Annotated in this window: 20 protein-coding genes; 13 read left to right on the plus strand and 7 right to left on the minus strand. The window is 42.2% G+C overall.

Annotated elements, in window-relative coordinates; translation table 11 throughout:
- Window positions 1–2: 2 nt before the first annotated feature.
- Genes WCG05_02820 through WCG05_02860 form a run of 9 tightly spaced genes read left to right on the plus strand, consistent with a single transcriptional unit; the run spans window position 3 to window position 9,601 of the window.
- A complete protein-coding gene (locus WCG05_02820; protein MEI8320927.1) occupies window positions 3–578 on the plus strand; it encodes a YdcF family protein in 576 nt (191 codons plus the stop codon).
- On the plus strand, window positions 575–1,279 hold the full coding sequence (locus WCG05_02825) for a lysophospholipid acyltransferase family protein (protein MEI8320928.1): 705 nt from the start codon (window positions 575–577) through the stop codon (window positions 1,277–1,279). The genes WCG05_02820 and WCG05_02825 overlap by 4 nt, the downstream gene beginning before the upstream one ends.
- Before the next feature lie 54 nt (window positions 1,280–1,333).
- Window positions 1,334–1,642 carry an NADH-quinone oxidoreductase subunit NuoK gene (gene nuoK, locus WCG05_02830; GenBank protein ID MEI8320929.1) on the plus strand — a complete coding sequence of 103 codons (309 nt, stop codon included), beginning with the start codon at window positions 1,334–1,336 and terminating at the stop codon, window positions 1,640–1,642.
- Window positions 1,639–3,519 (plus strand): NADH-quinone oxidoreductase subunit L, encoded by a 1,881-nt coding sequence (locus tag WCG05_02835; protein MEI8320930.1) that lies wholly within the window; start codon window positions 1,639–1,641, stop codon window positions 3,517–3,519. Before nuoK ends, WCG05_02835 begins: the two co-directional genes overlap by 4 nt.
- Complete coding sequence (locus WCG05_02840) at window positions 3,516–4,994, plus strand: NADH-quinone oxidoreductase subunit M (GenBank protein ID MEI8320931.1); 1,479 nt, start codon at window positions 3,516–3,518, stop codon at window positions 4,992–4,994. The genes WCG05_02835 and WCG05_02840 overlap by 4 nt, the downstream gene beginning before the upstream one ends.
- A complete protein-coding gene (locus WCG05_02845; GenBank protein MEI8320932.1) occupies window positions 4,988–6,469 on the plus strand; it encodes an NADH-quinone oxidoreductase subunit N in 1,482 nt (493 codons plus the stop codon). Before WCG05_02840 ends, WCG05_02845 begins: the two co-directional genes overlap by 7 nt.
- Window positions 6,459–7,181, plus strand: coding sequence for a biotin--[acetyl-CoA-carboxylase] ligase (locus tag WCG05_02850; GenBank protein MEI8320933.1), 723 nt, complete (start codon window positions 6,459–6,461; stop codon window positions 7,179–7,181). The genes WCG05_02845 and WCG05_02850 overlap by 11 nt, the downstream gene beginning before the upstream one ends.
- Complete coding sequence (locus WCG05_02855) at window positions 7,178–8,824, plus strand: ribonuclease J (GenBank protein MEI8320934.1); 1,647 nt, start codon at window positions 7,178–7,180, stop codon at window positions 8,822–8,824. Before WCG05_02850 ends, WCG05_02855 begins: the two co-directional genes overlap by 4 nt.
- A 42-nt stretch (window positions 8,825–8,866) precedes the next feature.
- On the plus strand, window positions 8,867–9,601 hold the full coding sequence (locus tag WCG05_02860; GenBank protein ID MEI8320935.1) for a hypothetical protein: 735 nt from the start codon (window positions 8,867–8,869) through the stop codon (window positions 9,599–9,601).
- Between the two features lie 242 nt (window positions 9,602–9,843).
- Here WCG05_02860 and WCG05_02865 read toward each other — a convergent pair whose 3' ends face one another.
- Window positions 9,844–10,860 carry a GDP-mannose 4,6-dehydratase gene (locus WCG05_02865; protein ID MEI8320936.1) on the minus strand — a complete coding sequence of 339 codons (1,017 nt, stop codon included), beginning with the start codon at window positions 10,858–10,860 and terminating at the stop codon, window positions 9,844–9,846.
- Window positions 10,857–11,213 (minus strand): hypothetical protein, encoded by a 357-nt coding sequence (locus tag WCG05_02870; protein ID MEI8320937.1) that lies wholly within the window; start codon window positions 11,211–11,213, stop codon window positions 10,857–10,859. The genes WCG05_02865 and WCG05_02870 overlap by 4 nt, the downstream gene beginning before the upstream one ends.
- Before the next feature lie 119 nt (window positions 11,214–11,332).
- Between WCG05_02870 and ykgO the strand changes: the two genes are divergently transcribed.
- Complete coding sequence (gene ykgO / locus WCG05_02875; protein ID MEI8320938.1) at window positions 11,333–11,458, plus strand: type B 50S ribosomal protein L36; 126 nt, start codon at window positions 11,333–11,335, stop codon at window positions 11,456–11,458.
- 45 nt (window positions 11,459–11,503) lie between these two features.
- Window positions 11,504–12,322, plus strand: coding sequence for a hypothetical protein (locus WCG05_02880; protein MEI8320939.1), 819 nt, complete (start codon window positions 11,504–11,506; stop codon window positions 12,320–12,322).
- Between the two features lie 101 nt (window positions 12,323–12,423).
- On the opposite strand, the gene lexA is transcribed toward WCG05_02880, so the two are convergent.
- Both lexA and WCG05_02890 read right to left on the minus strand, forming a co-directional pair.
- Complete coding sequence (gene lexA, locus WCG05_02885) at window positions 12,424–13,119, minus strand: transcriptional repressor LexA (protein MEI8320940.1); 696 nt, start codon at window positions 13,117–13,119, stop codon at window positions 12,424–12,426.
- Between the two features lie 6 nt (window positions 13,120–13,125).
- On the minus strand, window positions 13,126–14,556 hold the full coding sequence (locus WCG05_02890; protein ID MEI8320941.1) for a replicative DNA helicase: 1,431 nt from the start codon (window positions 14,554–14,556) through the stop codon (window positions 13,126–13,128).
- Between the two features lie 87 nt (window positions 14,557–14,643).
- Between WCG05_02890 and WCG05_02895 the strand changes: the two genes are divergently transcribed.
- A complete protein-coding gene (locus WCG05_02895; protein ID MEI8320942.1) occupies window positions 14,644–15,582 on the plus strand; it encodes a hypothetical protein in 939 nt (312 codons plus the stop codon).
- A gap of 26 nt (window positions 15,583–15,608) precedes the next feature.
- The gene (locus WCG05_02900) at window positions 15,609–16,991 is read left to right on the plus strand and encodes a tetratricopeptide repeat protein (GenBank protein ID MEI8320943.1); all 1,383 of its coding nucleotides are present in this window, start codon (window positions 15,609–15,611) and stop codon (window positions 16,989–16,991) included.
- A gap of 62 nt (window positions 16,992–17,053) precedes the next feature.
- On the opposite strand, the gene lpxB is transcribed toward WCG05_02900, so the two are convergent.
- Genes lpxB through lpxA form a run of 3 tightly spaced genes read right to left on the minus strand, consistent with a single transcriptional unit; the run spans window position 17,054 to window position 19,800 of the window.
- Window positions 17,054–18,199, minus strand: a complete 1,146-nt coding sequence (gene lpxB / locus WCG05_02905) for a lipid-A-disaccharide synthase (GenBank protein ID MEI8320944.1) — start codon at window positions 18,197–18,199, stop codon at window positions 17,054–17,056.
- A complete protein-coding gene (lpxI, locus tag WCG05_02910) occupies window positions 18,196–19,008 on the minus strand; it encodes a UDP-2,3-diacylglucosamine diphosphatase LpxI (GenBank protein ID MEI8320945.1) in 813 nt (270 codons plus the stop codon). The genes lpxB and lpxI overlap by 4 nt, the downstream gene beginning before the upstream one ends.
- A complete protein-coding gene (lpxA, locus tag WCG05_02915; GenBank protein ID MEI8320946.1) occupies window positions 19,009–19,800 on the minus strand; it encodes an acyl-ACP--UDP-N-acetylglucosamine O-acyltransferase in 792 nt (263 codons plus the stop codon).
- Window position 19,801 lies beyond the last annotated feature (1 nt).

Here is a 19,801-nt window from a genome sequence, read left to right on the forward strand (position 1 = left end):
AGATGCACATGTATGAAAACTGGCTTAAAAAAACACTGATTGTTTTAGAGGCTATATTCTCTATTTGGCTTTTGGGTTTTATTCTTTTTTTAGTCAAAATATATTTCACCCCTATTTCCCAAGACCCTGCGGATGCTATTGTTATTCTGACGGGGGGAAAGGGGCGCATTCAAGCGGGGTTGCAACTGCTGCAAAAAAGTCCTGATTCAACGGTATTGATTTCCGGGGCTCACAAACAGACTCATCTGGATGAAATTGCCCCCTATTCTGACTATCATGACAAAATCACCCTGGGGTATGAGGCCAATTCAACCCGGGAAAACGCCAAGGAAACCAAAGAATGGGCCAAGGAGTTTGAAAAACTTAGCTCTCTGAAAGTAGTGACGTCTCATTACCACATTCCCCGCAGTTTACTTGAATTGGAAAAGGCTTTGCCTAATGTGCGCTTGATCCCCTACCCTGTGATTTCTTCAACCTTTCGGTCCCGGTTTTGGTGGCTAAACCCCTATAACATAAAGATTTTATTTTTAGAGTATAATAAATATCTTGTGGTATGGATTGAGTCCAAATTCCTATGATTGTTTTTCGCTCGATACTTTTTAACATTATTTTTTATGGGGGAACCACCATTGGCCTTACTGTCTTGTGCCCCCTATTGCTGATGCCAAAAGCTATGTATCGATGGATTCCCCATGCGTGGAGTACCTGGGTTTCATGGGTCTTAAGGACCATTGTTGGGGTTACCTATAGAATTGAGGGCAAAGAATATATGCCCAAAACACCTGTCCTAATGGCTATAAAGCATCAATCTGCCTGGGAAACCATTGCTTTGAATCACATTATAAAAGCACCCGCCTATATTCTAAAAAAAGAACTGACCTATATTTTTCCCTTTGGTCTTTATCTAAAAAAGGCAGGTATGATTCCCTTAGATCGCCGCGGAACTGTAGCATCGCTCAAAAATATGATTTCTTTGTCTAAAAAGCGCCTTGAAGAAGGCTATTCCATTATTATTTTTCCTGAAGGCACCCGTTCAGCCCCCGGAACCCAAAACCCCTATAAGAAAGGTATTTACACTTTGTATAAGCGTTTGGATACGCCTGTGGTTCCCGTTGCCTTAAATTCGGGCGTCTATTGGCCTCGCCGGACGTTTTTAAAATATCCTGGGGAAATTGTACTAAAATTTTTGCCCCCCCTGCAACCGGGCATGGAAGAAAAAGAGTTCATGAGCGCTTTAGAAAAATCGATTGAAACTGCTAGTAAGGGTTTACTGCACTAAAGCACTTCTACCTTGTGCCAAACCATAAAAAAGGCTACATTTACAAATATAAATATGCTCATATCATTAGAACATTATTTAATACTCAGTATTATTATTTTTTGCCTGGGATTTGCAGTCCTTTTGGCACACCCCCGAAACTTGTTAATTATGTTGATGGGAGTTGAAGTTATGCTGCTTGGATGCCTGCTGGTTTTTATTTGCTTTGCAAAACTTTATCATAACATCGATGGCCTTGTGTTTGCCCTTGTGATTTTAACCCTTTCTGCCACTAAATTAGCTGTGGGTATTTCACTTCTTATTCTGTATTTCCGCCACTATCATAGTCTTTCCCTCAAAAATCTGATGACCTTAAAAAGATGATTTCCTTGGCCGCCATTCTGTGTGTTTTTCTGCCTTTTGTAAGCGGCCTTTCTTTGTTTTTCAGCCTGAGCAAACTCAATGATGAAAAAGTTCAGATCATAACTATTGCGATTCAAGGCTTGGTTACCCTTATTTCCCTAGGCCTGTTGATTCACTTTCTGTACAATCCAATTCCCTTAGCCATTCCTCTTTTTAAGTGGATTCATACTTCATTTTTAACCGTGCAGTGGGCCCTAAGGCTCGACAAAATCAGCCTATGGTTCTTATGCCTTTTGAATGTTTTATCGTTCCTTATTTACCTGTACAGCACCAGCTATATGGCCCAGGATTCCTCACGATCTCGGTTCTACATTTATCTTAGCTTTTTTGTCACGTCCATGGCCCTATTTGTGACAGCTGAATCCACACTGCAACTATTGTTTGGATGGGAATTCATTGGCCTTTGCTCCTTCCTGCTCATCAGCTTTTGGTATGATCGGCCCGCTGCCGTGAAAGCTGCTTATAAAAGTCTTGTCATTAATCGCATTGGAGATGTAGCCCTTATTGGTGGCGTCTTGACCTTGCTTTTTTCTTTTCACACCTCATCCCTACAAACAATTTTTGCCCCCCTATCCTTTCCGCTGCACCCTGTCATTTCTGTGGCTAGTTTAGAATTTTCGAGCATCACGTTAGCCAGTGCCTTATTCGTAATTGCAGCGCTAGCAAAATCTGCTCAATTTGGCTTCCACACTTGGCTACCAGATGCTATGGAGGCGCCCACACCCGTGTCAGCTCTTCTTCATTCTGCAACCCTTGTGACCGCTGGCGTTTTTTTGTTGATTCGCCTGTCCCCCCTATTAGATCAAACACCTCTTATTAAACATATTTTACTCGGTATTGGTTTGCTGACCTCTCTGTTAGGGGCAACGGCTGCCCTTATGGAAACAAATATCAAAAGGATTTTAGCCTTTTCAACAATAAGCCAACTGGGTTTTATGATGGTTTCTATTGGTTTGGGTCTTTATGTTACAGCCTTCTTATTTTTGCTTGCCCATGCCTTCTCTAAAGCTCTGCTTTTCTTGTGCGCAGGATCCATAATCCATGCCGCCGATGGAGAGCAAAACATTTTTGAGATGCCCAAGTTTAAATTTGTTTTACCCCTCCCCTACGCAGGTCTATGGATTGGCCTTTTGTCCCTGTGTGGCTTTCCATTTCTGTCTGGTTTTTTTGCAAAGGAAAAAATCTTGGAAACGGCTTTTCATTCAAAGTTATTCCCATGTCATCTCTTATTCATTTGTCTGGAAATTCTTTTCTTTTTGACTATCTGTTACAGCGCCCGGCTTGTGTTTGTAACTTTTCATAAAAAGACCAAAAAAAAGCCTCAAGAACCTCTAAAACAGTTTTCTTGGATTGCATACGGCGCCATGGGAGTCTTGGCCTTGGGGGCCATTGGTTTGGGTGTTATTCTGATTCCCTATTTTGACCAAAAAATTCCCCTGTTCCTGCTAGGCAGCACTCAAAATTTTCTACTTATGAGCAGCCTTGCTTTCAATTTGATGGGCTTTGGGGGGGGCGTGATTTTATACACCCAGTACCCAAAACTTATCTCTCAAATGCTATTTTCTTTAGAAAAAATATATCTATTTTTCAGGAGTGGTTGGTACATAGATACCGCTTATCAGGTTGTTTTTGTGACCTCTTATCAAAAGGTTTCCAAATTTCTGTCAAACCAAGTTGATGAAGAGTTTATTAATAATGTGTGTATTAATGGTCTAGCCCGAGGCATAAAAAAATGCAATGATGGAATCGTTTATATTCAGTCAGGAAATCTTATGCATTACCTTCTGGCCCTTGCGCTTGGGATCATCCTGTTTATGGGATATTTGTTTGTAAAATGAATTTTGAAAATTTTCCTCTTTTATCTGTTGTCACTTTATTGCCTTTGTTTGGGGCAATTTTTATATCCCTTATTAATAAATCCGTTGGACAGGCAAATGCAAAATACGTAGCTCTTTGGACATCCCTTGTAACTTTATTTTTAAGTCTTTTGTTGTGGATATTTTTTGATATTAAAAATCCCAGTCACCAATTTATAGACCGTCTTACTTTATTGCCTTATTTCTCATTAGAATATAAAGTTGGCGTTGATGGCTTATCTTTAAGCTGCGTTCTGCTCACAACCCTCATTTTTCCTTTAGTGATCCTAGCGGGCTGGGAGAGCATCAAAACAAACCTAAAGTTTTACGCAAGTCTTATATTAGCCCTTGAGTCCTTTCTATTAGGCACCTTTACCAGTTTGAATCTTTTGTTTTTTTTCATATGTCTGGAAGGCTGCTTAATTCCAATGTACTTTTTAATTGGCCTATGGGGTGCGGAAAACCGGACCAGAGCAGCGCTTAACTTTTTTCTATATACATTTCTAGGGTCTATCTTTTTGCTTGCAGGCAGTTTAGTTTTTTATAGTGAAACAAACACATTTGATCTTGAACATTTATCTCAAACCCTTCTTGACCCCAAAATGCAAACATTAATAGGTAGTTTGTTTTTAGTTTCTTTTGCGATTAAGATGCCCATCGTTCCTTTGCATACCTGGCTCCCCTTGGCCCACGTTCAGGCACCCGCCCCCGTTTCTATGCTTTTAGCAGGCGTTTTATTAAAGATTGCGGGGTATGGATTTTTGCGCTTTTTCCCCACCTTGTTTCCTGAGTTTCTAAATCGATACTCTTTCTATTTTGGTATTTGGGTTCTGATATCTATTGTTTACACTTCTTGGTTAATTTTCTCACAACAAGATATTAAAAAAATAATCGCCTGTTCCTCTATTGCCCATATGGGGTTAGTTTTTTTGGGCGTCATAACTGGCACTATTGAAAGCCTAAATGGAGCTTTGATATACCTTATCAGCCATGGATTTATTGCAGCGGGCCTTTTTTTCTCGGTTGGCATTCTCTATGGTCAGGTCCATTCTCGCAACATCGAAGACTTTGGTGGACTTGCCCGGGTTATGCCCGTATTTTCCATTCTGTTTTTTCTATTCTCAATGGGGGCCATAGGGGTCCCCGGAACCAGCGGTTTTGTGGGGGAATTCTTAATATTGATGGGAACATTCAAACATCACATCTTATGGGCTTTTGGGGTTGGCATAAGCATGATTTTTACAGCTATTTATATGATGAATCTTTATAAGAATGTTTTCTTCAGCCGTATCACAGGAACCATTATCTTAGGTTTGAAAGATTTGGATATAAGGGAAAAATCTATTTTAATTATTTTTGCCTTTTTTATGGTGGGGATTGGTCTTTTCCCCAAATCTATTTTACGACTTGGTGACCACACTTTTTCTAAAGTTTTAAAACAGTCCCCATCATGTTGAATCTAGCTACCTTAATGTTTGCTCCAGAATTTTGTTTGCTTGTCTTTGCTATAGGCTTTCTATTCTTGAATGTATTTCAAAAGAAGAATCAAGATTCCGCTTTTTTGCCCATTGTTTTCTTACACCAGCATCTTTACCACGTGTTGCTTGGTCTCATTCTGCTTTTCTTCACCTTTTCCTGGATAACCTATACTTCTCATGGTATCGCTTTTCATGGGTTTTTAACGGCTGATAGGCTAACCATTCTATCAAAAACCTTTATGTTATGTCTGGGAATTGGGTGGTTTGGCCTTTCCCAATCTCCCCTAAGCCGATCCTTAAAACGTGATGACTATGTGCACTATGAATACCCATCTCTTTTCCTGTTTGTGCTTATCGGCGCCTATATTGCTGTTTCCGCCCATCATTTCCTTGTAATGTATTTGGGGCTGGAAATTCAAGCCATTCCATTATGCACAGCCATTGCCTTGCGTCGTGATGTGGATAGGTCCCTTGAAGCATCCTTAAAATATTTTATTGGTACAATTGTCAGCTCTGCATTTCTGTTGTTAGGAATTGGCTTTATTTTTGGGGCCAGTGGAACCCTTAGCTTTGAAGAAATTTACAAAACAAGTGAGTGGATCATCCATGATCCCCAAACACTGCTGTGGTTCGAGATAGGGTTTTGCCTAGTTTTGGCTGGTATTTTCTTTAAAATAGCTTTAGTTCCTTTTCATTTGTGGCTTGCCGATGTTTATGAAGGCGCTACCTTAACGCAGGTTTCTATCTTTTCTTCTGTCATCAAGGTGTCTATCGTTATTTTGCTTTGTCGCCTTTTGCTAAAACCCTTTCATAGTCTTATCGATTTATGGAAACCTATACTCATGGCCGTTGGCATGTTATCCGTTGTTTGGGGAACATTAGGGGCTTTGTTTCAAACAAATATTCGACGACTTTTTGCCTATACCAGCGTAAGTCAATTGGGGCTTGTTATGGTAGGATTCAGTACAGGATTGCTTTCCGGATTTGTAGCAGCCTTAAGCTATTTGTTTGTTTATACGCTGACAACCGTTGCTTTCTTCTTTTTTTGGGCTACGTTGAATTTTAACGACCAAAACCTTGAAACTGTTCAAGATATCCGAGGGCTCTATAAACAACATCCAATCCAAAGTTTTTTAATGGCAAGCCTGCTTTTATCTCTTGCTACCTTGCCTCCTTTGGCAGGTTTCTGGCCCAAACTTTTCACATTCTTTAGCTTGATTGAAAATAACAATTTCTGGGTTGTGGGAACCCTTTTGTTTTTTAGCCTGATTAGCTGTTTTTATTATTTGAGGATTATCAAAAATATTTATCTTAAAGATGGGCAACATCAAATAAATAGCTCTTATAACTGGAAAACCCTTTGGTCCTTGGTTCCTTTGATGGTTCTGGGGTTTATTGGTATTCAGAGTCTTGTTTTCAATCTGGTTCGAGAGGCTTTAAAAAGTGACTTATAAAATTACTCATCTCGAAAGCTGCACCAGCACCATGGATGCCGCAAAAGATTGGGTTTTGAATAATCCAGCATCTCCCCAAATTCACATCATTCAGGCAGATCAGCAAACTCAAGGACGCGGTAAACCGGGAAGTTATTGGAGCTCTCCAAAAGGCAATTTGTATGTCACCTTAATTTTGCCTTTTCACTTCTCTGTAGCGGAATTGAGTCAACTTTCTTTCTTGATGGCTGTTGCCCTGGGGGATATATTGCTTGTTTTGAATAATAGCCTTCCCTTACAATACAAATGGCCCAATGACATTTTATTGGCAGGGAAAAAGGCTGGCGGCATTTTGTTGGAACCCTTTGAGCAAACCACCCTAATTGGTATCGGCCTGAATATAAACTCTTTTCCTGAAGATTTGCCCGCCACCTGTTTGAAAGACTATGGGCTGGAATTTTCTCCCCATGAATTGATCAAATGCCTGATGCCCTTTCTTACAAAGTGGCTAGATATTTGGAAAAAAGAATCTTTTGGCGTTATTCGTAGCGCTTGGTTGAAACGAGCCTTTCGACTGAAAGAAACCATCTCCGTTCGTATACTACCTACCCCCAAAGAAGGGGTGTTTCAGGATATTGACGAAAATGGAAACTTGATACTTATAGAAAAAAATGGTACTAACTGGCGCTTGGCCTCGGGCGACATATTTGTAAATAAGGAATTAGATCAATGAAATTTAAAGAAGATAGCGTGTATTTCCTACCCCTAGGTGGGTCGGGTGAAATCGGAATGAACCTTAACCTGTATGGATACAAAAACCGCTGGTTGATGGTTGACTGTGGCATTACTTTCCACGACCGTGTGGGTGTTGAGGTTCTGATGCCTAACATTTCATTCCTACAGGATAAGCTAGATAAATTAGAAGCCATCGTGCTGACTCATGCCCATGAAGATCATATTGGGGCCCTGCCCTACCTTTGGGAGAAGTTAGGAAAACCGCAGCTTTATGCAACCCCTTTTACCATCGAAATGATTCGCAAAAAGATGAAGGAAACGGGACTTGATTTCGAATCATCTCTTAATGTTATTCCTTTGAAGGCTTCCCAGAAAATTGGGGATTTTGAAATCGAAATGGTCACGTTAACCCACTCAATTCCCGAACCCAGTGGTATTATACTGCGCACCCCCGTTGGCAACATTTTTCATACAGGGGATTGGAAAATAGATCATGCTCCTCTTATTGGCAAACCCATTCAAGATCAAGAGCTTAGAAAAATTGGAGACCAGGGTATTTTGGCCATGATTTCTGACTCGACCAATGTCTTTCACGAGGGAGATTCAGGATCGGAAGAAACCGTTCGCGACAATCTAGATACATTGATTGGCAGCTACACTAAGGGTGCAGTTTTCGTCACCTGCTTCGCCTCAAACGTAGCGCGCTTGCAGTCCATTGCTCTTGCTGGACAAAAGCATGGTCGTAAAGTCGTATTGCTTGGTCGTGGGTTCCACAATATTAATGAAATTTCTCAAAAGTTTGGATATCTGAAAAATGTCGGTCAGTTCACAGAAGCACGGGCCGCAGGCAGTATAGCTCGCCAGAAAGTTTTATATATTTGTTCTGGAAGCCAGGGGGAAAGCCGCGCAGCTCTAAGCCGCATCTCCTCTGGGACTCACCCTGACGTTAAAATGAAGGAAGGAGATGTGGTGATTTTCTCGTCCCGTATTATTCCTGGGAACGAAAAATCTATTAACAACTTAAAAAGCAAAATCATTAAGTTGGGCGTCAATGTTATCTTCAAACATTCCGAAGATATTCACGTATCTGGGCACCCCAGCCGCAATGATTTGGTCAAGATGTACGAATGGATTCGCCCCCAAACCCTTATTCCCGTTCATGGAGAGCTCATTCACATGGTTGAACAAGGGAAGCTGGGGAAAAAGCAGGGCATTCCGAATATCGTAATTCCAGAAAATGGAACCATCGTTGAAATTACCAAAACAGGGGCAACAATTATTGATGAAGTGCCAACTGGAAAATTGGCTCTGGATGGAACACAATTGCTTTCTTTCAATGATCCCATCTTTAGAACACGTCACTATCTGGGTAATGATGGAGTTTTGTCTTTAAGCCTTTTGTTAAACGAGGAAAATGAGCTTCACGAAGAACCCGACATCAAAAAGTTGGGTCTTTCCTTTGATGAGAAAACCGGAAAAGATTTGGAAAGCCTGACGCTGGATGCCTTTGAATCCCTTTCCGTTCCTCAACGGAATGATGATGGCAATATTGAAAACACCCTTAAAAAATCTTTGGTGAATTTCTTGGATAGAAAAATCTCTAAAAAACCTTTGGTTGTAGTGCATATTATTCGGTTATAGGATTTCTCACATTTGTGGGATACAAATAAAAGAGAAGTAACAGTGACAAAATTCAAACAGATCTTTTTTGTTTTGGTAAGCATCATTTTAATAGGCACACCATTTGCGTTTGGGGCTTGTTGGGGAACCTATCCAGTTTCTGTTCAAAGCCTCTCTGGCTCTTTAAAAGAAAGATGCGAACCCCCTGCAGATCGCGCCTTTTTGTACGCAATTGAAAAAACTCCTATTGATGAGAGAGATAGTGTACTTAAACTTGTTGAAAAACTAGCGAATCCAGCAGTTCATGGGTGGAGCCTTGTCTACCTCGTATCTATGCTAAGAGATGAGACTACTGGTAATAGAGGAAGTTTTTTTACTTCTCTTGAACAACTTATCTCTGCGCAATGGCCAAATGAGCTTATTGATTTGAAACTACAAACATCTTATAAAGATGATTTTTCGGGCGCTTTCACTGAGAGCCTAAAACTTTTTGATGTTAGTTTTAATATTACCACTATCATAAATGATTTACACGAGACCCCTGTTGATGAAAGGGCCAGTGTGGCTGCTTTTGCTACCCGCCTTATTACGCCAGGACATGCTTATAAAGATAACTATTCTACTAATACTATAAAGATTTTAAATCAGATACCCGCTGCCCAAAGAGCTGCTTGTGTCACTGAAGCTCTTAGTCTTTATCAAGAGGCTGAAGCACGGAAAGAAACACAAGGGGTCGAACTGAATGCGATGAGGGCGATTCTTCAAAATACTTACCGCCCTAAACCAGGCAACCTCTAGGGGAAACCTGAAAAGCCGACGTCCAGCTGTTGCGAAGCACCCATGGCGGAACGCCATGTTGTATGAAAAAGAAAAAAGGAAGCTGGATCACGATGCCCCTGCGGGGTTCATAATGACGGAAGCAATAGGGTTGCCGCCATTTTTAGATTTTTTCTCAACGTTCATACAGTAGAGGGCTCAACCCGACACCGATTTCTTTACAAAATCCTAGGGCCTGAGCCGCACTAGGGGCACATTAAGTATTAGCCGTAATACCCTCGGTACCATTCGATAAAGTTGGCGATGCCTTCCGCAATGCTCGTTTTTGGGCTGTACCCCAGTTCTTCGCGGGCACGTGTAACATCAGCCAATGTTTCTGGTACGTCAGCCTTTTGCATAGGCAAAAAATTCATTTCCGCCTTTTTTCCTAATTGTTTTTCGATTTCTTCAATATATGTCATCAAAGATTCTGCTTTACTGTTGCCCAGGTTATAAACCCGGTGGGGAGCATACTGGCCCTTGTCAACGGGTGGGTGAATCAAAGCCTTCAAAATGCCCTGTACGATATCTTCCACATAGGTGAAGTCTCGCTTCATTTTGCCATGATTGAAAACAGGAATAGATTTGCCCGCTAAAATATTTTTAGTGAACATGAACAAGGCCATATCGGGGCGTCCCCAGGGACCATAAACTGTAAAAAATCGCAAGGCAATGGCTGGGATACGGAACAAATGAGAATAAGACTGGGTCATCAACTCGTCACTTTTCTTCGTTGCTGCATACAAAGACATAGGAGTATCCGTTGCGTCACTTTCTTTAAAGGGCAGATTAGGGTTCGCCCCATAAACAGATGACGTGCTTGCATACACAAAGTTTACAACAGGTTCAGCGGCATGACGAATGCATTCCAGCAAGACCACCTGCCCCATCACATTAGAGGTCACATATTCATAAGGGTTTACCATAGAATAACGCACCCCCGCCTGGGCCGCCAAATGCACCACATGGGAAATTTTAGACTGAGCCCAAACTTTCTGCATGGCCTCTTTATCCTCCAGACGAACTCTGAACAGTTTATAAGTATGGGGGAATTTCGCCTGCAGCAGAGCCGTACGATTTTCTTTTAAACTGACGTCATAATAATCAGAAAAACAATCAATCCCCACAACAGAAACGCCTGCCTCAAGCAACTGTTTTGTCACATGAAAACCAATGAAACCCGCAGCCCCTGTCACAAGGACTTGGCCTTTAATATGCTGTGGTAAATTTGTTAAAGTCATGGCACCCGATCGTTAATAATAGTGTTTCCGTTAATAAGAGTCCTATGGGACGGCCCACACACATTGGCGCAATCTTCCGCATATTTCAACCACATAAGATAACAATTTTTATCATCGTTGTTGCATAAAGTGCTTAAATTTTCTTTCAACACTTTCAAGCATTGATTGGGGTTAAAGCCGCACCGTTTGCAATCTACATCACAATAGGTGGTGACCGGGTCATAAAAACCTTGCCCAAAGTCTGTTTTTTCCTGCACAATGATGGAATCTTTTTGGGCCCCATCATCGGGAATTGAGCGCTCACAGGTGGTAAGCGCTAGTAAAACTAGAATTAAAGAGATATACCTTGTCATAACTTGGTTTTAACGCACTTTAGTGTTGCAAGGAAGAAAAAAATGAAAAACATGAGCGAAAGCTGTTGACAGGGGCCTTCCCTCTTGTTAAAAGAAAGACCTAGATTTGGTGAAAAAAAATGAAAGTTGTAAGTTCTTTAAAGTCTTTGAAAGCCCGCGATAAAAATTGCCGGATCATCCGTCGCAAGGGGCGTCTGTACGTTATCAACAAGCTTAAGCCACGCTTCAAAGCGCGCCAGGGTTAGTTTAACCCCCGCTTTCGGCCGACCATATTTTTTTAGGGGAAAAAAATGGAACACCTATCTATCTGGAAAGTTCTCAAGGAATCTGTTGCCTTTACGTTTTCTCATAAGAAAGTGTTAGGGAAGTTGATAGTAGTGCCGGTTTTGTTTGCCGTATTGCAAGTAATCGGCATATTCTTGCCCGCCCCTTTCAACTTGTGCGTTATTTCTTTAGGAATATTGGGCGGTTTTCTTGCCTACAGCAGCTGGAGAACACAATGGATTCAGCACTGTGTCACCCCTTCAAAAGAAGTCAAACTCTTCGAACTTGGCTCTATCCAGAGGAAGTTTTTGGGATATACATTACTTTGGGCACTGCTTGCGATGCTTGTGTTTGTAGCATGTATGCTCGTAAGTTTCTTGTTCGTTTTTATAGGATCTTTTACAGCGGAAAAATTTTTCCCTGGTGCAACAGCAACTTTTGTGAGGAAATTTTTCGTTGGGGCAACAGGAGCTGTAGCCATTCTCCCAATATTTTACTGGCCTCTCTTTCTCTTTATTATTAGAACCTTATTTATGTGGCCTGCTATTTCTTTGGGGGAAGCGACTGGATTCAAGCTGTCTTGGCGGCAAACAAAGGGTTTTTCCGCTCGCCTTTTTGGTTTGTTTATTGTTCTTTGGGGCATAGATATGCTTATGGTCATGTCACCCTTTTTATGGATTCCATTCGTTTCTAAGCCTTTGTCTGAACCTTTGCTTTCAGGCTCTCTTACAACACTTATGACTTTTACAACACTTATGGCTTTTTCTGTTGAGATTACGGGAGCCATACTCATGTTCTGCCTCACCAAATTCTACCAACACGCGGTTTTGAGTAAGAAGGATTAGTTTCTCTTTACGTCGTTGAGAGGATGGGGCGTAGCCCCGACGAAGGAATCCTCCTCGGACCTGAGCCGGTGTGGGGTCCAAGACTGAGACGGGAGTGAGCGCTAGTACTTCCTTATAAGACCCACAACATAAGCTTTAGGGGTTACGCGTTCCGCCTCAAAAACAAGGGGCATCATATATTTATTGCTGGCTGTCAGTTGAATTTTGCCATCGTGCCGACTTATTTTCTTTAAATAAACTTCGTTTTGATCAATGATGGCCAGGCAGATTTCATTTTCTTTAAAATCTTTTGATTCTTCCAAAATCACAACATCCCCATCCAAAATGCCAGAATCTTTCAGAAAATCACCCGCAACTTCTAGGGCTAGATAATGAGATGCCTTTTCGGGCGCAAAGGAGTTGATAAAAAATTGAGGCACTCTTAAAACTTCTTTAGGTTGCAAAAAGTGGACCATAGGAATAACTGTGGGAATTTTACCAAAAAAGGGTACACGAACACTTCCCGGGTTTTCTGTAGGAGCAGATGTTTTTGCACCAGAAGTCATTTCTTCTCGAGCCACGAATACAGGCCCAGACTGCAATATCTCGGGTATTTTTATAATTTCTATGGCTCGGGCCCTATGATGTAACCGTTTTAAAAAACCTCTTTCTTCAAGGGATGAAATTAAAGCGTGAATCCCTGACTTAGACTTAATGCCCAGCCCCTGCCGCATTTCATCATAAGACGGAGGAATGCCTTCTTTTTCCTTATATTTCTTCATAAAGCTCAAAAGATTTAATTGTTGTTTTGTAAGCATGTCGTCCTATACATTTTTTGCAAGATCGCCAAATTTCGTAAAGCGCGATTCAAAGAATAGTCGCACTGTTCCAACGGGGCCATGACGCTGCTTAGCAATAATAGCTTCAGCCTGATTTTGAATGGATTCCATTTTTTCCTGCCAGAGGGCATATTTTTCTGTGCCGGGTTCGGGCTCTTTTCTGGATTCATAATACTCTTCACGATACAAGAAAATTACCACGTCAGCATCTTGCTCAATAGACCCAGATTCACGCAAATCCGCCAGCTGAGGATGTTTGTCATCCCGCTGTTCAACGGCACGAGAAAGCTGTGAGGCCGCAATTACAGGCACCCCAAGTTCCTTAGCCAACGCTTTCAACCCTCGGGTGATTTGGGAAATTTCTTGCACCCGATTTTCCATATCGTTGCTTCCTTGCAGAAGTTGCAAATAGTCAATCACAATGAGATCCAGTCCCTTTTGCCGTTTCAAGCGACGGGCCCGAGTTCTAAGGGCTGCAATGTTTAAAGAAGGCGTATCGTCAATGTATAAAGGAATGTTGCTGATGCGACGACTGGCCTCAATCAATGAGGGAAAATCATCGCTTTTAAGGTCTCCACGCCGAATACGGTCTGAGGAAATATGGGCTTCTTGGGCCAAAATACGGGTGGCCAATTGATCTGCTGACATTTCCAGGGAAAATATAACCACATTTCCACCTTCGTTAGGGTCTTTAGCACGAGCCAAAGCTGCATTGAAGGCAATGTTGGTGGCCAAAGCTGTTTTTCCCATAGAAGGCCGACCAGCGATAATAACCAAGTCTGAGGGGTGCAACCCACCTAGCCATTTATCCATATCCCGCAGCCCCGTTGTAACCCCAACAACTTTACTGTCCCGCTTATAGGCAACTTCGGCAATTTTCAGGGCATCCGACAAAGATGCTTCAAAGCTTTGCATACGGGACTGCTGTCCTCCCCTCATAGAAAGCTCAAAAAGCTTGTGTTCGGCCCCTTCAATCTGATCTGTCGCTTGATTCTCTAGAACAAAGTTTTTCGCGTCCCCAACAATTTCTTCTCCAATATTCATAAGCTCACGACGCAAGAAAAGATCGTAGATCACCTTACCGTAATGCTGAATATTCCCTAAAGAAACAACGGAATCCGCTAACTCAACCAAATACTTTGAACCGCCAACGGACTCAAACGACTCGTTCTTTTCAAACAAATCTTTCAGTGTAATGGGGTCTGCTACATTCCCCTGTTCAACTGTTTTGCAAATGGCATTATAGGTTTGACCATGAATGGATTCAGAAAAATGCTCAGCTTTCAGGAAATCAATGACCTTTTCAAGAGCAAAATTGTTGTGCAAAAGCCCACCCAGCAAAGCTTGTTCAGCCTCTCGGTTAACGGGGGTGCTTTGACCCACGTGAAATTCTTGTTTTTCTTTGGCTTGTTTCATAATTTCTCTAATGGATCATCATAGAAAAAAGAATTTCCAAAGTCAAAAATATTATGATAGCATTTAAAAAAATATACAGGGAGAATCATGAGAAAATTATCATATATCTTGTTTGCTTTGGCTTTTGTTTCTTTAATTTCAAATTCTTTAGGATCCCCGGATACTCCTGCAGCCTCTACCTTCAGAAAAACACCCAAAATTTTGCTAGAAAGCAAAGTTGGATTGCCCCTTATCTATGATAATGGGTCAATCTTTGGAACCCATCGTTTTGTTCTGAAGAATTTAATGGCTTTAAGAACTCTTTACAATGCTGACTCAAGAGAAACAGAGAATGACCGAGCAGCTTTTCGGTCTCTTGAGGCCAAAAAAATCACAACTACTCAGATTGATGCCCTGATTGAATTAGAACAATCTCTAATTGAAAAAGAAAAACAAGCTCGTACTGCCACCCCTAAAATGCAAATCGGGCAAGTAACCTTAGAAAAAGATATTCTGGACGCAGCAGCCAGATCAAGAGTGCGTATTATAGGCGGAAAGCTTCTATCTGCCTCTAAACCAAAATCTGAACAAGAAGTACAGGGACTGCAGCGCAAATCATTTGATAAATGGCGTCAGATTATAGCTGCCAGAAAGGCTGCGAGGAATACAGTATCATCTCAAATAACGCCCGCAATGGCAACAGCACAAGGTTATGACCTAGCATCTCCAGGAGAATCTTCACCTATTTCTTCAGCCATTGTGCCATTCAAAGCACCTGTTTCTCGCTTATCCTCCAAAACATGTCAGGATGTTCTAGGGCTTTTGAGAAACTCTTATGCTACAGCTAACAAGGAACAGAAAATTTTAATAATCTCTGAAGATATGGAACGCAGAAATGGCGTTCTAAGATCTGCTAAAGAGGCTTTAGAAGAATGGACCACCCGCAACAACAAGGAAAAAATAGCACGATCTAAAGAAAATATCCGACGCGTTGAATCTCAACTCATGTGCTTAGAAGAAGAATTAAAAGAAATAAGAAAAAATTAAAAATAGAAATTAGAGGGAATTTTATAATGATAGACCTTAAAAGAAATTATTTCAGACTTTTTGCTGCCCTATGCCTGTTGCTAATCAGCTGGGCATTTTTAGGAAATGCCAGCCAGGAAGACCCAGATCAGGAGCAGGTCTACGGTGATGATTACAACCCCCTTACTAAAGAAGAATTGGAAGAGATGATCAAAAAAGATCTTGCCCGATTAAAGGGGATTAAAGGATTGCTTGACGTCTACAAACCCCACATTGTAGCCTTGGAGAATGCTTTGCGAATATGGATACAACACCGGCGACCCGATATGATCTATCAAACAGAAGCCCGCATTCGTCAACGGGTGATGGAACACACTTATTTAAAAGCTGTTTATGAAAAAACTCATGAAAATCTAGAAGAGTCCAAAAGACAGCTTGCCCATATAGATGAGGGTTTTGAAGAGCAAGAAGCAAGGGCAAATGAGCCCGATGAAGAGGCATTTTCTGAGGAAGAAGAAAAATTGAAACATGAAGAACCTGTTCATGTGCCTGGGGCAGGACATGAAACACCTACGGCCACCCACGAGCCTGCATCAGAACACGCCTCCCCAGCGCACGGCACACCTATGGCTCCTCCTCCAGCCCATGGCCCTGCATCCCTTAAACTATCTGAACTGCCTTTTAACGAACTTCTGAAAATGGCAGAAACCGGCAATCTGAAAGCCCAGTACAACCTGGGCGCAAGATACTATCAAGGAAAAGGAGTTCTCAAAAATCTTGAAGCAGCAAAAGAATGGTTCCAAAAAGCAGCGGCTCAAGGATTTGAGCCTGCTAAAGAAGCTTTGCGCAAATTAGCTGAAACCCCCCAAATAAACAAAGCTAAGCCTTTATTTGATGAGGTTTTTTCAAAGGCAAAAAAAAATAATGGACAAGCCCAATATGAACTAGGGATAATGTATATGAAGGGCGAAGGCGTTGCAAAAAACCTTGATGAAGCAAAGAAATGGCTAGAGGAAGCCAGGTACAATAACATTGTCCCTGCGAACGCCGCTTTAGAGCAACTAGGTGTGATAGAAAGAGAAAATCTACAACACTCTCAAGGCGCCAGTTCCCCTTCTCACGCCGCGACTCCAGCCCCAACAACAACACACGAAGCTTCGGCTGGATCTTTGCCTGCCGAAGGCTATGTGGGAACTGTTGAAGTTGCAGATCCAGAGAGAGGAGCTATTATTGGCAGCATTAAAAGTGCCAATAATGTTGAAAAAGCCTTTGATAGAGACTTTGCGGTCATTCCCGCAGATAAGCTTCATCGCGAACCAGTGAAGGTTGGGGACAAAATAGCTTTTTCAACCATTAAGAAAAACTTGTTCGTGTTTGACAAGGCTAATAGAGAAAATTCCTACATGATTCAAACTTATTCGAAACTCTAGGTCACCATAGCTAGATTACTTTAAGGATACGAGGCCCGAGGAAGACAATAGGGAGCATCTTCTTATAGAAACTTAGCTATAACCTCAGCCGCGCAAGTGCTGGGGCTTTCCTTATGCGGGTGCAATAGCTTTTTAATTTTCGCAAAGGCTTCTTTTTGTAGATCTCTTTTTCCTTTTGAATTTAAGAGCTTCAGAATTTCTTTGCTTAGGGTGTCCGCGTTACAATCTTGTTGCAGCAGTTCAGGAATCACAGCTTCGTCCAATAAAATATTAATCATACAGGCGTATTTGATCTTAATAAATCTTCGGGCAATCCACTCGGTTAACTTAGAAACCTTATAGGTCATGACTGTGGGAACGTTTGCTAATGCCAACTCTAAAGTCACCGTGCCAGAGGCTGCCAAAGCCAAAGAACTTGCCGCATAAGCATTTTTTTTATCTTCTTGGTCTATTATAAAAATAGTTTCCGCTGAGGTATTCCATATATTCTGCAGATAATCACTTAGATCTGGTAACGTTGGGACCACGATTCGAAGATCTGGCAACTTTTGTGCCAGAATCTCTGCTGTCTTTAAAAACACAGGCACATGATGATATAGTTCAGAGGACCGACTGCCCGGCAGAAATAGCAAAACAGGGCTCTTTTCAGGAATATGATATTTGTCCCGAAACTTGGCTCCCTCCCCCTGATCCAATCCTATTTCCACCAAGGGATGTCCCACGCAGGTTGTAGGCAGCCCATACTTTTCAAAGTATGGGGGTTCAAACTGAAACAGGGTCAATAAATGGGTCACAAAATGGGAAATTTTTTCCGCCCGCCACTGCTTCCAAGCCCACACAGTTGGCGCCACAAAATGCACCAAGGGAATCCCTAAGGGCTTAATCTTTTGTCCCAACCGAAAATTGAATCCTGGAAAATCGATGGTCACGACCACGTCAGGCTTAGTATGTTTGATGGTCTTGTAAACTGTATTAATGTACCCCAAAAGTTTTGGTATTTTTGTGACTATTTCCACAATACCCATAGCGGATAGTGCTGACAGAGGAATAAGCGTTTCAAGCCCCTCTGCTGCCATCTGCGCCCCCCCTACCCCATGAAACTGTAGGTCTTGTTTAGATCTGCGCTTTAAAGCTTTCATAAGCTGAGCCCCCAAAAAATCACCTGAGGGCTCCCCCGCTATAAGGAAAATTTTCAGCTTCTTTTTCATTCCACGCCAAATAAGAACAGACCCAACCCATTCGCCAGTTCAATGCATTGGTGTTGGTGCAAAATAAGGCCTTTTCCTTTTTCAAGAGCAATACCCCTAAGACCAGCCTCAGCCGCTGATTTCACTGTATCAGGTCCAATGGTCGGCAAATCAACCCGCAATTCCTGATGAGGCTTGGAAACCTTAACCAATACCCCTGCATTTTTATGGTGTTTTAAAGATTTTGTCCGGCACAATAATTGTTCGGTGCCTTCTGTCCCCTCAACAGACAACACAACCCCGTCTTCCACAATAACGGCCTGACCAATGTCTTGTCCGCCTAAAGCTTTGGCCACCTGAAATCCCTTTTGAATGTCTTGTAAATCTTCAGCTGTAGGGCTTACACGCCCTAAAACCCCTTTGGGCATTAGGATAGAGCCTAAAACATCATGAGCCCCCACAATTTCGAAGCCCTCTTTTTCAAACTGTTGAATCAAGCCTTTAAAAAGACCATCATCCCCGAAAGCTTTCATGCCAATTTTAGCAATCCATTTCAAGGCTTGCGCGTCCATTTTCAGGGTTTTGAAAGAAGGGCGCTTTACAGCCCCCGCAAATACAAGTTGGGAAATCTTTTTGTCTTTTAGAAGCGTTAATAAAGATCCTATCTGACCCAAGGCATTCCAGTGGTGGGGATGGTTTTCCACCCATTCAGGGGCCGCACAGCCTTCAATGGCAATAACATAATACCCCCGCCCCTCTTTCTGGCAGAATTCTGCCAAGGTTTTGGGAAGATCGCCCCCGCCTGCAATGATGCCCAGGGTCTTTTTCATTTACGGTAAACACAAGGGGCGAATACCCCCATTATTTTTTCTTAAAAAGGCAATAATTTCCATAACTTCTGCCTCTTCAGAAAACATTTCTTGCACATCATCCATACGCTCTAACAAGGTGCCCTCATTGGCAAATAAAAGGCGGTAAGCTGTTCTTAATGCGTGAATAGTGGTTCTGGAAAGATCTCGACGTTTCAGTCCCACCAGGTTAAGCCCTGAAAGCCGGGCTCTGTTTCCCATAACGGATCCATAAGGAACCACGTGCCCCTCAACCCCCGAAAGGCCCCCAATAATGCAGCCGTGCCCCAACTCAACGTATTGGTGAATGCCGCTAAGCCCCCCAATGATCGCAAAATCTCCCACAATGACGTGCCCGCCAAGGGTTGCATTATTCGCCATGGTCACATTGTTGCCAACCTGACAATCATGGCCGATATGACAGGCCACCATAACCATACAGTTATTTCCGATACGGGTAATGCCGCCCCCCTTAGGAGTACCTGGGTGAACAGTCACATATTCGCGAATAAGATTATTAGTGCCGATTTCAATTTTTGTATCTACTTCCTGAAAACCCGTAACTTGGGGCATATACCCAAGGCAAGCAAAAGAGAAAATCTTTGTGTTTTCCCCCACACGCGTGTGACCTGTGACAATGGCATGGGGGAATATTTCCACCCCATCTTCCAAAACCACATGGGAACCAATTTGAGCATAAGCGCCAATCTTGACGTTTTTGCCTAAAACAGCCCCTTTATCAACGATTGCTGTGGGGTGAACTTGAGATGTCATA

Source organism: Alphaproteobacteria bacterium, from assembly GCA_037146715.1.
In the GTDB taxonomy this organism is placed as follows: domain Bacteria; phylum Pseudomonadota; class Alphaproteobacteria; order UBA7879; family UBA5542; genus JBAWWO01.